The sequence below is a fragment of the Jeotgalibaca sp. PTS2502 genome, assembly GCF_001975685.1.
GTDB lineage: Bacteria > Bacillota > Bacilli > Lactobacillales > Aerococcaceae > Jeotgalibaca > Jeotgalibaca arthritidis.
The window spans coordinates 1018500-1034359 of the sequence record NZ_CP019433.1; the positions used below are offsets into that span (position 1 = coordinate 1018500).

The window sequence follows — 15860 nt, forward strand, 5'->3', positions numbered from 1 at the left end:
TTATCTACGTCTCTTACGGAAAAATGGTGGTGTTTCTAATTGATCGTCATTTGAATCTGATACATCTTCATGTTGTTGGTAGCGTGAGTAGTTTTCTTGAGTGGGTTCTGGGCTTACTTCTCTTGACGTTGTTTCTCTCGGGCTGTGATCTCTACGGATATCCCAATCTCCAAACAAGTCTTTTTCTTTTTCTGTTTCTTTTTCAGTTACAGCTGGTTCTTGAAATGTTGGTGCAGGGGTTGATGTAACATTAACATCTTTGCGTCCTTTAAAAGGGCTCCCTCCACGCGCGTTGGACTTTTTTTCTTCTTTACGTTTCTCCGAATCAATACCAGTAGCGATAACTGTAACAACAACTTCATCGCCCAACGCTTCGTTAATTGACGTACCAAAGATAATATTAACTTCAGATGTTGATGCTTGTGCAACAATGTCACTTGCATCTTGTGCTTCGAACAATGTTAAGTCCGCACCACCTGTAATATTCAATAGGATTTGTTCTGCACCGTCAATTGAAACTTCTAGTAATGGTGAAGAAATTGCTTTTTTCGTAGCTTCTGCTGTACGATTTTCACCAGATGCCACACCAATACCCATCAATGCTGAACCTTGGTCCTTCATAACTGTATTCACATCTGCGAAGTCTAAGTTTACGTAACCTGGTGATGTAATTAGGTCTGAAATACCTTGAACACCTTGACGTAATACATTGTCAGCTTCATTGAATGCTTCCAACATCGGTGTCTTTTTATCAACAATTTCTAATAAGCGGTTGTTTGAAATAATGACTAATGTATCAACATTGGCTTTTAATTCTGCAATACCTTCTGCAGCGTAACGTCCTCTTTTTGGTCCTTCAAAGCTAAACGGACGCGTTACAACACCTACTGTCAATGCCCCTTGGTCTTTAGCAATTTTCGCAACGATTGGTGCTGCACCAGTACCAGTACCGCCACCCATTCCGCATGTTACAAAAATCATATCAGCACCAGAAAGTGCTTCTGCCAATTGCACTTCACTCTCTTCAGCTGCTTTACGGCCTACATCAGGAATAGAACCTGCTCCCAACCCTTTTGTTAGTTTAGGTCCAAGTTGGATTTTTGTTTCTGCTTGGGAAGCATTTAATGCTTGTGTATCTGTATTTGCTACGATAAACTCTACACCTTTAACGTCGTCAGCGATCATACGGTTTACGGCGTTTCCACCAGCTCCACCTACACCGATTACTTTTACTTTAGCGCCGCCGCTCATGATTGAATCAAATTCAAGTTCCATTATATTTCCTCCTACTTATCTATCGTTTCTTATTCAAAGATTGATTGAATAAATTGTTTAAATTGATTAACAATTGAATCTTTTTTGTTTTTTTCTTCGTAGTTGTATTCTTCTTCTACAGGAGGTTCCGAATAAACTGGTTCTTCTTTTTGTTGCATAGGCACAACATTTTGTTTGATTTGCTCTGCTTGAGCTGTTGGTCGTTGAACGACTCTATTTTTAGCAACTTGGTATATAGAATCTTGCTCGCCAACATACTTGATTAGCCCAAGACTCGTTGCAAAAATAGGATTTCGCATACCCATTTGTTCTGGAATATACATTTTGACGCTGCATCCAAACATCTCTTCTGCTAATTCCATCACACCCGGAAGAGCAGCACCACCGCCTGTTAAAATAACACCACCTGGCAAGTCAAAGGCTTCAACTTGATCAAGTGCTCGTTTAACGTTATCAAGAATTTGGATCACGCGAGCCTCGATAATTTCTGAAAGGTATTTTTCATCAACACGAACGGGCTCTTCCTTACCAATCACATCTACTGGGAAGTATTCCACATCGGATGTATCTGCAGGAATCGCATAACCGTATTCACGTTTAATTTTTTCAGCATTTTCTAAAGTGGTATTCAAAATGATTGAAATATCTTTTGTAATTAAGCTTCCGCCTTCTTGATCAACATAAACAAATTTCAATTGGTCATCATGCATAACAGATGCGGTTGTTTGTCCGCCACCCATATCTACTAAGATTGTTCCAAAATCGCGTTCACCTTTGTTCATTGCGATACTTGAAACAGCAAGGGGTTGAACAACCATATCTTGAATAATAAGACCTGCACGTTCAACGCAACGTTTGATATTATGAACAATCGTCTTTGGTCCTGTTATCATACTAGCATAAAGTTCTAAACGAACCCCAATCATACCAATTGGGTCTCTAATACCATCAAAACCATCGACAATAAATTCTTCTGGAATAACAGAAATGATTTCACGTTCCGGCGGTAATGCTCGCACTCTAGCTGCATTGAAGACATTTTGAACATCTCCATTAGTTATTTCTTTATTCTCACTTACAACACCATACATGCCGTGGCAAGGTTCGATACTGATTTGATTGCCTGGAATACCAACAATAACGTCTCTTATTTTAATATTTGCTTTTCTTTCTGCTTGCTCAACCGCACGTTTAATTGAATTAACCGTTTCATCAATATCGACGATAATGCCACGATTGAGGCCTTTCGATACTTCATTACCTACTCCAATAATGTTTAATTGATTGTTTACATATTCTGCTACAACGACTTTTATTGAAGTGGTTCCAATGTCTAGGCTGACAAACAAACCTTGATTTTTCATATCTTATTGAAACCTCCGATTTCCTATTGCATTCACATACTGAAGCAACGACTTACGATTTTTTATGACTGTTCAGTATGACTTCTGTTCGTCATTTTTTATCTTTTTTAAAATTACTTATACCTTACCTATTTTAGCACAACAACCTTTTATTTTTAAGGTTTTTAAAGATTAATCCATTAAAAGTTTTATTAATTTTAAAACTCTTCTATTCTTCGTTTAAATCTTCATTATTGACCGTTTCATCACTGTCTTCCTGAGGTCGTTCTTCAGATACAAAAGGTGTGAAAAACACTCCTACTTCCATGTCAATAATGCCTTTTTGGCCACCCAACTCCTCAAGTATAACAGGATAATAGTTCATCTTGCTAATAAACTCATTGAGGTTGGCTTTCACTTGATTGCCATCATTCATATGGATTGTAATAGAATACGGATTTTCCTCGCTTCCTTTATAGGTTATTTCAGATATACTATCTTGAATATCACTAGATGCCTTACTAAATTCTGTAATAAACTTATTTAGTGTAGAGCCGGACTCGAAGCCTTTAATTAACGGGCGATTTCCTATTGGAACCGTTAAGTCATCTAATAAAATGACACCATTTTCTAAAACACTCTGATAGCGATTGCCATTGTCAATGTAAGCCACCGTTTGATAATCAGCTACGTGAACTACAATATCATTTACGCCTTGGATACCAACATCTGCCATTCTGATTTGAGGTAAAGTAGCTTGGATTTGTGCTTCAATAGCAACGCGATTAGACAATGTTCCAATTACAGTCTGTTTGGCTGTAATCTGGCTCGCTTCTATAATCTGTTGCTCGGGAACAATGGTATCCCCTTCAATATAGAGTTGATTAACTCTTCCATAAGGAGAAATCAAATATCCGCTTATCAATAAGCCAAGCACAAAAAAAGCATAAAGCCATAAGTAATGAGGCTTTTTAGATATCGGTGAATCGTTCTGATTAGCTACCTCTCTTAGAGAAGAACTGTATACCGGCTTATTATCTATTGGTTTCCTTTTTTTCTGCTTAGCTTGCTTATTTCGTTGAAACACCTTCCTACACCTCCTCAATCATCAGCCTATCTTAGTATCATTATCTATTCTATCCTAAGATAGGTCCTTTTTGTTGTTAGTATTGTTTCGTTCATTTTACATTATTGTGTCATCAGTTCATCTACTAGCTGGTACAGACGGTCGGCCGCATCAGGAACACCCAAGGCTTTAGCACGATCTGCCATAGTTGCTCTCTTTTCATCATCCGACAACAAATCAGCAATCAAAGTAAACAGACTACTGCCGTCTAAGTCTTTTTCTTCTAAAATTTCAGCAGCATGGTTAAAAGACAAACTCTGTGCATTTTTCAACTGATGATTATTGGTAACATAGGGACTCGGAATTAAAATACTCGCTACCCCTAAAGCTGTTAATTCAGTTAGTGTGGTTGCACCACTGCGACAAGCAACTAAATCAATGCTCTTAAACAAAGCAGGCATATTCTCAACATAAGGAACAACCTTTACATTCGTAACGGTTGGCTGAATCATCTCAATTTGAGCTTGTATAGCATCAAAATGACGCTCTCCTGTCACTAACAACGCTTGATAATCTTTATCTTGGAAATGCTTAGCAGCTTCAATCATTGATTGATTGATTTTTTCTGCTCCCCGACTGCCCCCAAAGACAAGTACAGTAGGAAGCGTATCATCTAAGCCAAATTCAGAAAGCGGTGTTGTTTCGCTTATTTGAGCAACTTCTTGGGCTCGTGGATTTCCTGTGACAATTAGTTTGTCGCTATACTTTTGGAAGTCATCTTTAGCATCTTCAAAACAAAGCGCAATTTTATTAACATAGCGAGCTAAAAATTTATTTGTCACCCCCGCAACTGAGTTTTGCTCGTGAATAATCGTTGGGATATTAAGTTTAGCAGCTGCGTATAGAACAGGTGCACAAACGTATCCACCAGTCCCAATCACAACGTCGGGTTGGAAATCTTTAATGATTTTTTTTGATTTAGAAACACTGGTTAACATTAAATAGACTGTTTTGAGGTTATCTAATGATAAGGAACGTTTTAAACCTTGAATCTCAACAGACTTAAAGGCAATCCCTGCTTTAGGGACTATTCTACTTTCTAACCCTTTGTCTGTACCGACATATAAAAATTCAGCATCTGGGTGCTGTTCTTTAATCCGTTTTGCTAATGCTAACGCTGGATAGATGTGACCACCTGTTCCGCCACCTGATAGTAATAGTTTCATAAGTATGAGAGCTAAATTAGCTCGTCACCTCTTTTCATAGTTAAATTTATTCTAAGCCTTCAACTGCTTCAATAAATTGGTCTCCTCGAATTTCAAAGTTTTTATATTGATCCCAACTCGCACAAGCTGGTGATAGGAGGATGATATCATCTTCTTGACTAATCTGATAAGCTTCTGCTACAGCAGTTGTCACATTGTCAGTTAATATAATCGTTGAAATACCGGCTTTTTCACCCGTTTCTTTTAATTTATCTTTTGTTTCACCAAACAGAACCATTGCTTTAACAGCTGTTAAATGAGGTAACAGTTCATCAAAGCCATTGCCACGATCAAGTCCACCTGCTAGTAGGATAACGTCTTTATCGGGGAAACTAGTTAATGCTGTTTGAGCTGCGATGATATTTGTTGATTTTGAATCATTATAGAACGAACGACCATTCACGTTTTTGACAAACTGAATGCGGTGTTTAACGCCGCCAAACTGTGACAAGGCTTCTGCAATATAAGCGTTGTTCATTTCTTTCAATTTAGCAACGGCTACTGCTGCCAATGCATTTTCAACATTATGGCTACCAGGCACACGAAGTGCTGAGAGTGGACAGACTGCTTCGTCTTTGAAATAAATCATGTCATCTTTTATGTAGACACCGTTCTCGACTTCAGTTTGACGCGAAAATGGAATAATCTGGGCTTTAGATTGCTTAGTTAGTTCTCTTAATTCCTCTTGATCCCAATTTAAGATTAAGTAATCTGCTTCAGTTTGATTTTCAGTGATTCGTAATTTTGCCTTTACGTACTCTTGTCGCGTGCCATGGTAGTCAAGGTGTGCTTCTGTAATATTCGTAATGACAGCAATTTTTGGATGAAGTTGGTCAATTCCCATTAATTGGAAACTCGATAATTCCATAACAATATCATCACCCGCTTTAGCTTCTTGGGCTACAGCAGAAGCTGGAATACCAATATTCCCTGCTTTATAGGCCTTCCCGCTTGAGCGTTTATAGTCTAATAATTCCTGAATCATCGTCGTTGTTGTTGTTTTCCCATTTGTTCCTGTAATAGCAATTAAGTCTGCTTCCATAATAGCAGCTGCTAGTTCAACTTCCGTTAAAATAGGAATCTCTAGTTCGGAAGCACGTTCTAACATAGGATTACTGTAAGGTATGCCTGGATTTTTAATGATATAAGAAAAATTCTCATCTAGTAATTCTACTGGATGGTGACCTGCAATCACTCGAATACCTGATGCGACTAATTCTTGAGCATCAGGATTATTTTCAAGTTCTTTAGCATCATTGACGGTTACGAGTGCGCCTAATTTTAGTAATAATTTTGCAGCATGAAAACCACTTAGGGCAAGTCCTAGAACCAGTACTTTCTTATTTTTAAACACTGTATCTTTCATCCTATGCTTCCTCCATTATACGATTAGTAATAGGCCTAAAACGGCTGCAATAAGTCCCACAATCCAAAAGGTTGTAACGACACGCCACTCACTCCATCCACTCATTTCAAAATGATGATGAATCGGGCTCATTTTAAAGATTCTCTTGCCAGTCAGTTTGAACGATGTCACTTGCATCATCACGCTAGCAGTTTCGATAACAAAAATTAAGCCAATTAATAAGAGGCTCCATTCTTGATGTAACGATATAGAAACAACCGCAAATCCCGCTCCTAGTGCTAGAGAACCGACATCTCCCATAAATATTTTGGCTGGCTTTTTATTGAAAACAAAGAAGCCTACTAACCCACCAATAACAGCTAGACAGAAAATCAATACTTCTACTTGATTTTGTAGATAAGCAATATAAGCATACGCAGCGTAAGCAACACTAGCTGTTCCAGCTACTAATCCATCTAATCCATCTGTTAAGTTAACCGCATTTGAAAAACCAGTAATCCAGATAATAGTAAAGACAGCAAAAAGCACCCAACTTTCTACACGCCCAATAAATGGCAATGCAATTGTTGGTGCAGCGCCGCTTAAATAAAACAAACCAACAAAAAGAATGGAACCCACGATTTGGGCCAAGAATTTTTGTTTAGATGTTAAGCCTTCATTCTGTTTTTTAAAGATACTAATAAAATCATCCCAGAAACCAATAAGTGCAAAAAATAAAAGAACAACAATCAGCATGATCATTGAATAGTTAAAAACAGTTTTCCATACTGCTGTCGCAATCATAATTAAAATGGCAGCAATAACAAAAACAACACCACCCATAGTTGGTGTTCCACTTTTAGCTTCATGCCATAAAGGTCCTTCTTCTCTTGTCGTTTGACCAAACTGTCTAATCTTTAAATAGCCAATATAAATCGGCATGATGCTGATTGTCAGTGCAAAGCTAAAGACAAACGGTATCAGCATTTCTGTCCACTCCATAATATTCCTCCTCGAAATGTTCACGAAACAGGAAGCACTACTTGCTTCCTGTTTCGTATGACATTATAGCCTAACATTTCCTATTCTAAAATAATTTTGATTGATTCTTCAACATTAATTAATGAACCAGCATTTAGTTGTTGGTAAACGACATAACCGTCTCCCTCAAATTCGAAGCTCACACCTGTTAATTCGGCAATTTTTAAAACATCGTCTTTGGACCAACCACGTACATCTGGCATAGTCATTGCGCCTTCAGTCATTAACACAACTTTTTGGTTGAAGAGCGCTTCAGTCTCATTATAAGGAAACTGTTGGACAATTCTACTTCCACTACCGATTAGACTAACAGATGAAAAGCCTGCTGCTTCTAAAGTTGAAATAGCTTCCTCTTTTGATTGACCTGTTACTTTTGGTATCATACCTTTTTTAGTTGTAGCATCCGTTTCAATTCCTAACTCGCTGTAAGAAACTGCTCGGGTCATCATCGGATTAAAGACATCTGTTAAATAGTTGACAAAATTTTTATCTGTATTATTTTTTGGCATTTTTAAAGTGACATATAGAATGTAATCAGGATCCTCAGCTGGTGCAAAACCAACTGCTGAATACAGATATTCATATTGTCCTGTATAATATAATCCTGTCTCCGGATTAACTAATTCTGCTGTCCCAGTTTTAACACCGACTGTGGCATTATCAATCGCATAAGCAGAGGCTGTTCCATAGTCTTCATAAACAACAGTAGTCAAATAATCTAATACGACACTAGCTGTCTCAGCTGTAATTGGAGAGGATAGTTTTTCAGGCTCAATGATCGTTTCTTCTCCTGTTTCAGGATCAACAATTTTATGAATATAGTTTAGCTTCATCATGTCTCCACCATTAGCAACGGAAGTAAAAGCTTGGATAAGCTGGAATGGTGTTACGGTTACCCCTTGTCCAAATGAGGTATTTGCCTTTTCCAATGGGTAGTCATAGTTATAATGACCTGTAGCTTCATTTGCTAGCTTGGATTCTGTTGGTGTTGTCATACCAAATGCTTGCATGTATTCTTCCCAAACATCATAACCCATTTCTTGAACGAGTTTCACAACCATGACGTTACTTGAACGTCCAAAACCTTCTAAGTATGAAATTGGTCCCCAACCAACTAAGTTGTAGTCGCTAATCTTGCCGCCTTCTACCTCAATCGAACCTGATTGATAGGTATCATACGGACGAAAAATACCTTCATTGATTGCAGCAGCAATCGTTAATATTTTAAAGGTTGAACCCGGCTCAAACGCTTCTTCCACTAAAAGGTTTTGCCATCTCTCATCGATGCCTTCCATTGTAGTCGCATTGAAGGTCGGGCGTTGTGTCGCTGCCATAACAGCTCCTGTTTTAGGATTCACTAGCATGGCAACCATTTCTTCTGGCTCCGCCTCTTCATAAACCTTTGTCATCAATGTTTCCAAATAGGTTTGTAGCCTCATATCTAAGGTTAGATAAATCTCTTTCCCATCAATCGGTTTTTCAAGAACCACCTCTGTCCCTGGGATACCATAACCTTGCGAATCTTTTTGATCGGTCACTTTACCATCATGACCATTTAATAAATCATCAAAGGCTTGCTCAATTCCCATCATCCCTACCAAAACGCTATCTTCTGATTCAGAATCAACAGCAGCATAGCCGACAAGATGAGATGCAAAGACACCATTTGGATAGAGACGAGATGGCGTTTCTTCAAAGAAAATACCATTTAACTCCTCTTCTTCAATAGCGGCTTTTATACCATAACTTAAATTAGTACCTGCCAAACCAAATTCAACTTGGTCGACATTTTCTTGATTTAATAGAGATAGAATCTCACTGTTTGACATATCAATATGCTTCGCTAATGCTTCAGCTGTTTGTTCTTTGTCAATGATGTGCTGTGGATTTTTTTCGTCTTGGCTCCATTTATCTGTTAAAACGCCAACTAACGAATAAGAAGTAGCATCCATAGCAATAGGATTGCCACCAATATCATAGATGGTTCCTCTTTTTGCAGGCAGGATGCTACTTCTTGAATACAAGTTATCAATTTGTTCACTTAAATCTACACCGTCTACCTTTTTAGTTAACATAATGGTTGAGAAGCGAACAACAAAGACCAGGAACATCAATCCCGTCAGCAGCATCATAATTTTAGTCATTATACGACGGTTCTTTTGGGGGTTATTCTTATCCTTCATTCGTTTACATTCCTTATGTTAGTTTCATTCATTTTTAAACCGAGTTTTTCTGCAATCTCCATAACTCGGTTGTAGCGTGATAATTCTTGAACTTCTTGACTTAAATTATTATTTTCAGTTGTAATCATGACATTTGTTTGTTGTAAATCTTGATAGCTACGATTCTGGTTTGACAGTGTGACTTGTGTAATCAAACTGCTAAATAACAATATAATTGCTGTAATCCCAATCACTGTCATCGTCATGATTTCTTTTTTTGTAATGATGCTTGTTTTTTTACTAGGTCTAACTATCTCAGGAGACTTTGGCTCTTGGCTTGGCTGCGGACTATAGTTCGGTAGCGTTTGGTTGTAAGTAGACTCTGCATATTCTGGTGTTGCCAAATATCCCACTCCTTCTATTTCATGCGCTTAAGTCCTATTTCACTCGCTCAATAATACGTAATTTCGAACTTTGTGAGCGTCTATTCTCAGATAATTCAAAATCTGACGGTAAAATAGGTTTACGGTTTACTAAGCGGAAGTCAGCCTCAATGTCTTTTGGTAAAACAGGTAGATTAGCTGGTACATCCATAACAGATGATGCTTCCTTGAACATAACTTTAACAATCCGATCTTCCAATGATTGGAAGGTAATAACGCTAACACGTCCCCCGATGCCCACCATCTCTAATGCATCTTCTAGTGAATCTGAAATAGCTGATAGCTCATCATTTACGGCGATACGCAACGCTTGGAAAATACGTTTACCCGGATGTCCGCCCTTACGTCTAGCAGAAGCTGGAATACTCTCACGAATAATATCAACAAGTTCTCCAGTCGTTACAATCTGATGGTCTTCTCTCTCGCGTTCAATTCGTCTAGCGATTTGTTTTGAAAATTTCTCTTCTCCGTAGCGGAAAAAGATTTTTACTAAAGCTTCATAAGGCCATTCATTAACAATTGTCATAGCAGTTAATTCTTGGTCTTGATTCATTCTCATATCGAGTGGCGCGTCAAAACGGTAGCTAAAGCCACGTTCTGCTTGATCAAGTTGCGGTGATGACACACCAAGATCATAGAGAATACCATCAACTTTTTCAACGCCTCTTGTTTCTAATTCTTCTTTTAAATAACGGAAATTTTCTTTAATTAAAGTGACTTGCCCTTTTTCAATATAAGGAGCTAGTTCGCGTTCTGCGTTCTCAATAGCGATACGATCTTGGTCAAAGGCATATAAGTGACCGTTTTCGTTTAATTTTTCTAATATTTTACGACTGTGGCCTGCGCCACCTAGTGTGCAATCAACATAAATACCATCTGGCTTAATTGCTAAACCTTCAATTGATTCATCAAGAAGGACACTGTAATGTTCAAATTCAGTCATATTTTCACCTACAATCCAAAATCAATCATACTCTCAGCAATATCTTCAAATGAGTCTTCTGCCATATCAGCAAAATCTTCCCACTTCGTATTACTCCAAATTTCAATACGATCTGACACGCCGACAACACGACATTCTTTTTCAATTTTTGCATACTCAGCTAAATTGGCTGGTATATTAATTCTTCCCTGCTTATCAATTTCTGCTTCAGTTGCGGCAGAATAAAAGAAACGGACGAATGCACGAGCATCTTTTTTTGCTAGGGGCAATTGTTTTAGCTTTTCTTGAAGGATTTCCCACTGTTCCATTGGATAACCAAATAAACACCCATCCAAACCTCTTGTTAGGATGAACGATTGACCAAGTTCTTCACGGAACTTAGCTGGCATAATAATACGACCTTTTGCGTCCATATTGTGTTTATATTCGCCAATCAGCATGAGAAATCACCCCACTTTACAATATGAATTTAGTCTACCACATTCCCCCACTTCCCACCACCTTATTTCACAAAAATGCAAAAAAAAAATCCTTTTTCTGATTAATTTCAGAAAAAGGATTGATTTTACAAGCTTTATTAACTTTTAAATTGGTGGGGACTTTTCCCATTTTTTGATTATTTTATGCTTTAGACATATCTTCCAATTGGAAATGCGTAGTTTCAACAGCCTGTAATAATGCTTCTGCAGTATCCAAGGACGTCAAACACGGAATATTATTTTCCACAGTTTCTCGACGAATAAGGAACCCATCTGTTTCACTCGTTTGCCCTGTTGTCATCGTATTCACTACTAAGTTGATTCTTCCATTATGAATCGCATCTAAAATATCATTATTACTAGCATTGATTTTATCAATCGTTTCTACTTCAAGTCCAGCTGCTTCTAAGGTTTGCGCAGTACCTTTTGTTGCAATTAAGCGGTAGCCAGATCGAGCAAAGCGCTTGGCAATCGCTATCGCTTCTTCTTTATCTTTATCAGCTACAGTCATTAAAACTGCCCCATAAGCCGGCACACGAATGCCTGAAGCAACGAACCCTTTGTATAAGGCCTTTGGTAAGTTGATATCCTTCCCAATTGCTTCACCAGTTGATTTCATTTCTGGCCCTAATACGGTATCAACCTGTTTCAGCTTGCTAAAACTAAACACTGGCATTTTTACATAGACGCCATCTTGATCGTCTACAAGGCCTGTTGTATAGCCAGCCTCTTTTAAACTTAGCCCCAAAATACCCTTCATAGCTAATTTCGCCATTGGGATAGCCGTTACCTTACTTAAAAACGGAATGGTCCGGCTAGAGCGCGGATTTACTTCAATAATATAAACACGTCCATCACTAATAACAAATTGAATATTCACTAAGCCTACCGTATTGAGTCCTTGCGCCACTCGAATCGTATAGTCTTCAATCGTTTTCCGTAACTCTTCACTTAGTCGTTGCGGTGGATAAACAGCAATCGAGTCACCAGAGTGAACGCCAGCACGTTCAATATGTTCCATAATACCTGGAATCACGACTGTTTCGCCATCACAGATGGCATCCACTTCTAACTCTTGCCCTACTAAGTAGTGGTCAACTAGAACTGGTCTGTCAGGACTAGCAATAACAGCTTCCTTCATGTAACGCTCAAGGTCAGCTTGATTGTAGACAATCTGCATCGCACGTCCACCCAGTACATAAGACGGTCTAACTAAAACAGGATAGCCAATCTCATCAGCAACAGCTACTGCTTCTTCAACAGTAACGGCTGTTTTACCAGGTGCCTGAGGAATATCTAAATCACGCAATAACTGTTCGAATAACTTACGGTCTTCTGCTCGATCCAAATCTTCGAGACTTGTTCCTAAGATATTAACACCGTATTTAACCAGTTTGTCAGCTAGATTAATAGCTGTTTGACCACCGAACTGAACAACAACCCCTTTAGGTTGCTCCAAATCAATAATAGTCATAACATCTTCTTCCGTTAACGGCTCAAAGTAAAGTTTATCCGATACCGAGAAGTCTGTTGAAACAGTCTCTGGGTTATTGTTAATAACAATCGCTTCATAACCCGCTTCTTGAATCGCCCAAACAGCATGAACGGTCGCATAATCAAACTCCACACCTTGTCCAATACGAATCGGTCCTGAACCCAAAACAATGATTTTTTCACGATCACTTGGAATTGATTCCTGTTCAGTTTCATAAGTACTGTAGAAATAAGGCGTCGAAGATTCAAATTCACCCGCGCAGGTATCAACCATTTTGAAAACAGGCACGATGCCATTTTCTTTACGCAAGGTATAAACGTCTTCCGTTGGCATGTTCCATAGTTCAGAAATAATTTGATCGCTAAAGCCATATTTTTTAACGTCAGCCAATAGCTCTAAATCATTTGGATGCTCAACTAATTCTTTTTCAAGATCAATAATATGTTTAAATTTATAAAGGAAGAAGAAATCAATGGTACTCCACTCATGAATAGTCTCAACGGTTACACCACGACGCAGTGCCTCTCCTACATAGAACAAACGCTCATCACAAGCAAGACGAATATGAGATTCAATCTCTTCCATGCTTACTGATTCTGCTTGAGCTTGTGGCAACCCTAAATGGTGCACACCGTATTCTAACGAGCGAACAGCCTTTAACATCGACTCTTCAAAGGTATGGCCCATTGCCATCACTTCACCAGTTGCCTTCATTTGTGTTCCTAAACTACGGTCGCCCTTTTCAAATTTATCAAATGGAAAGCGCGGAATTTTTGAAACAATATAGTCTAGTGTTGGTTCAAAAGCAGCGTATGATGTCCCTGTTACTGGATTTTTCATTTCATCAAGGGTTAGGCCAACAGCGATTTTTGCTGCCATTTTAGCAATCGGATAGCCGGTTGCCTTGCTGGCTAATGCTGACGATCGGCTTACACGCGGGTTCACTTCAATAACATAGTAGTCAAAGGAATGTGGATCGAGTGCGAGCTGCACATTACAGCCACCTTCAATTTTTAGTGCTCTGATAATTTGCAGTGACACATCACGTAGCATTTGATGCTCTTTATCTGACATGGTTTGAGCCGGTGCAACAACGATCGAATCTCCCGTATGAACGCCAACAGGATCAACGTTCTCCATGTTACAGACCACAATGGCATTGTCATTGCTATCGCACATGACTTCGTATTCAATCTCCTTGAAGCCTGCAATTGATTTTTCAAGCAAACATTGGGTTACAGGTGAATAGCGTAAACCATTTGCTACAATGTCACGTAATTCTTCTTCATCGTTACAAATACCGCCACCAGAACCACCCATAGTAAAGGCAGGACGCACAATCAGCGGATAGCCCACTGTTTCAGAGAAAGCCACTGCTTCCTCAACCGTATGAACAATATCACTTTCTGGAACTGGCTGATTTAGCGTCATCATTAATTGACGGAATAAATCACGGTCTTCAGCCTGTTCAATAGAACTCAACTTCGTTCCTAATAGTTCAACTTGAAATTGCTCTAAGACGCCGGCACGGTCAAGTTCAACAGCCATATTTAAGCCTGTTTGACCGCCAAGCGTTGGTAATAAGGCATCGGGTCTTTCTTTACGAATAATATTGCTAATAAATTCTAAGGTTAAAGGTTCCATATAAACCTTGTCTGCAATTTCAACGTCCGTCATAATGGTCGCTGGGTTCGAATTCACTAAGATAACACGGTAACCTTCTTCTTTTAGTGCCAAACAGGCTTGTGTACCAGCATAGTCAAATTCTGCGGCTTGTCCAATAATAATTGGACCAGACCCTATTACTAAAATGGTTTTAATATCAGTACGTTTAGGCATGAACAGTTCCTCCTTGAGCTGGCTGTAAAGCAGCTATAAATTCATCAAACAGATAGTTTGCATCGTGCGGACCTGGTGCCGCTTCTGGATGGAACTGAACAGAGAAAATCGTTTTATCTTTATGTTTTATACCTTCATTTGTACCGTCATTTAAAGCTGTATACGTGGCGATAAAATCAGTCGCTTCTAAACTCGATTCATCTACCGCGTAGCCATGGTTCTGGCTTGTTAAAATAATGTTGTTTTTTTCTAGATTTTTAACAGGATGATTGCCGCCACGATGACCAAATTTTAATTTGTAGGTTTTAGCTCCCGCTGCTAAGGCGATTAACTGATGTCCCAAACAAATACCAAATAGTGGCAAATGGTCTTCTGTAATCAGTTCCTTAACGGTTCGAATCGCTTCTGGAACAGCTTTAGGGTCCCCAGGTCCATTACTTAATATAACACCATCTGGCTGGTAAGCAAGAATAGCTTCTGCTGTTGTGTTCCAAGGAACAACGGTTACGCGACAGTCACGTTTTAACAGTTCAGATAAAATGTTTTCTTTTGATCCGAAATCAATTAAAACGACATGTTTGCCGTTACCGTCATAGGTTTTCGCCTCAGTTATTGCTCGTTTTTGAATCTCATCTTTCGGTAATTGATAGCTTGTTAAGGATGCAATCGTCTCTTCTAAATGATCAATCGTGTTAACTAATGCCCCCCGCATAACGCCAGCACGACGAATTCGTTTAGTAATACTTCTCGTATCGACACCTTGGATCCCTGGAATACCAAAATCCTTTAATGCATCATCTAACGTTTTGGTTGATCGGAAATTACTAGGGTGATCGGCGACTTCGTGAACAACCATTCCTTTTAAGCCAGGATGAACGCCTTCATAATCGTCCTCATTGACACCATAATTACCAATCATTGGATAAGTAAATGTAATAATTTGTCCTGCATACGATGGATCTGACAATGTTTCTTGATAACCAGTCATACCTGTGTTAAAAACAAGTTCCCCAATCGTCTCCCCCCCGGATCCGAATGCGTAACCTGGGTAATAACTACCATCTTCTAAAACTAAATATCTGCGTTGCTTCATATTGTTCCTCCCGACTTTAATAGTAACAGTCCAACTTTCAGCCTCGCATGAAACATTTGAATGTAAGAAAA

At 38.8% G+C, this 15860-nt stretch carries 12 protein-coding genes; all 12 read right to left on the reverse strand.

Annotated features, from left to right (window positions below):
• The gene (gene ftsZ / locus BW721_RS04990; RefSeq protein WP_076766706.1) at positions 1–1275 is read right to left on the reverse strand and encodes a cell division protein FtsZ; all 1275 of its coding nucleotides are present in this window, start codon (positions 1273–1275) and stop codon (positions 1–3) included.
• A gap of 29 nt (positions 1276–1304) precedes the next feature.
• On the reverse strand, positions 1305–2639 hold the full coding sequence (gene ftsA / locus BW721_RS04995; protein ID WP_076766708.1) for a cell division protein FtsA: 1335 nt from the start codon (positions 2637–2639) through the stop codon (positions 1305–1307).
• A gap of 208 nt (positions 2640–2847) precedes the next feature.
• Positions 2848–3705: a cell division protein FtsQ/DivIB gene (locus BW721_RS05000; RefSeq protein WP_076766710.1), complete on the reverse strand. Its 858-nt coding sequence runs from the start codon at positions 3703–3705 to the stop codon at positions 2848–2850.
• Between the two features lie 101 nt (positions 3706–3806).
• Positions 3807–4910 carry an undecaprenyldiphospho-muramoylpentapeptide beta-N-acetylglucosaminyltransferase gene (gene murG, locus BW721_RS05005; protein WP_076766712.1) on the reverse strand — a complete coding sequence of 368 codons (1104 nt, stop codon included), beginning with the start codon at positions 4908–4910 and terminating at the stop codon, positions 3807–3809.
• Positions 4911–4956: 46 nt separating this feature from the next.
• Complete coding sequence (gene murD, locus BW721_RS05010) at positions 4957–6315, reverse strand: UDP-N-acetylmuramoyl-L-alanine--D-glutamate ligase (RefSeq protein ID WP_076766714.1); 1359 nt, start codon at positions 6313–6315, stop codon at positions 4957–4959.
• A 15-nt stretch (positions 6316–6330) separates the two neighbouring features.
• Positions 6331–7296, reverse strand: coding sequence for a phospho-N-acetylmuramoyl-pentapeptide-transferase (mraY, locus tag BW721_RS05015; protein WP_076766716.1), 966 nt, complete (start codon positions 7294–7296; stop codon positions 6331–6333).
• Between the two features lie 80 nt (positions 7297–7376).
• Positions 7377–9518 (reverse strand): penicillin-binding protein, encoded by a 2142-nt coding sequence (locus tag BW721_RS05020; protein ID WP_076766718.1) that lies wholly within the window; start codon positions 9516–9518, stop codon positions 7377–7379.
• Positions 9515–9901 (reverse strand): cell division protein FtsL, encoded by a 387-nt coding sequence (ftsL, locus tag BW721_RS05025; protein ID WP_076766720.1) that lies wholly within the window; start codon positions 9899–9901, stop codon positions 9515–9517. Before ftsL ends, BW721_RS05020 begins: the two co-directional genes overlap by 4 nt.
• Positions 9902–9935: 34 nt before the next feature.
• Entirely contained in the window at positions 9936–10883 is a 948-nt protein-coding gene (rsmH, locus tag BW721_RS05030; protein WP_076766722.1) for a 16S rRNA (cytosine(1402)-N(4))-methyltransferase RsmH, read from the reverse strand.
• Positions 10884–10891: 8 nt separating this feature from the next.
• Entirely contained in the window at positions 10892–11323 is a 432-nt protein-coding gene (gene mraZ / locus BW721_RS05035; RefSeq protein WP_076766724.1) for a division/cell wall cluster transcriptional repressor MraZ, read from the reverse strand.
• Positions 11324–11504: 181 nt separating this feature from the next.
• Entirely contained in the window at positions 11505–14696 is a 3192-nt protein-coding gene (gene carB / locus BW721_RS05040; protein ID WP_076766726.1) for a carbamoyl-phosphate synthase large subunit, read from the reverse strand.
• Complete coding sequence (carA, locus tag BW721_RS05045) at positions 14689–15789, reverse strand: glutamine-hydrolyzing carbamoyl-phosphate synthase small subunit (RefSeq protein WP_076766728.1); 1101 nt, start codon at positions 15787–15789, stop codon at positions 14689–14691. The genes carB and carA overlap by 8 nt, the downstream gene beginning before the upstream one ends.
• Between the last annotated feature and the right edge of the window lie 71 nt (positions 15790–15860).

Bases quoted from the DNA above. Each gene is read 5' to 3' on its own strand.
- ftsZ (WP_076766706.1), bottom strand. From the start codon at position 1,275: ATGGAACTTGAATTTGATTCAATCATGAGCGGCGGCGCTAAAGTAAAA.
- ftsA (WP_076766708.1), bottom strand. From the start codon at position 2,639: ATGAAAAATCAAGGTTTGTTTGTCAGCCTAGACATTGGAACCACTTCA.
- murG (WP_076766712.1), bottom strand. From the start codon at position 4,910: ATGAAACTATTACTATCAGGTGGCGGAACAGGTGGTCACATCTATCCA.
- murD (WP_076766714.1), bottom strand. From the start codon at position 6,315: ATGAAAGATACAGTGTTTAAAAATAAGAAAGTACTGGTTCTAGGACTT.
- mraY (WP_076766716.1), bottom strand. From the start codon at position 7,296: ATGGAGTGGACAGAAATGCTGATACCGTTTGTCTTTAGCTTTGCACTG.
- BW721_RS05020 (WP_076766718.1), bottom strand. From the start codon at position 9,518: ATGAAGGATAAGAATAACCCCCAAAAGAACCGTCGTATAATGACTAAA.
- rsmH (WP_076766722.1), bottom strand. From the start codon at position 10,883: ATGACTGAATTTGAACATTACAGTGTCCTTCTTGATGAATCAATTGAA.
- mraZ (WP_076766724.1), bottom strand. From the start codon at position 11,323: ATGCTGATTGGCGAATATAAACACAATATGGACGCAAAAGGTCGTATT.
- carB (WP_076766726.1), bottom strand. From the start codon at position 14,696: ATGCCTAAACGTACTGATATTAAAACCATTTTAGTAATAGGGTCTGGT.
- carA (WP_076766728.1), bottom strand. From the start codon at position 15,789: ATGAAGCAACGCAGATATTTAGTTTTAGAAGATGGTAGTTATTACCCA.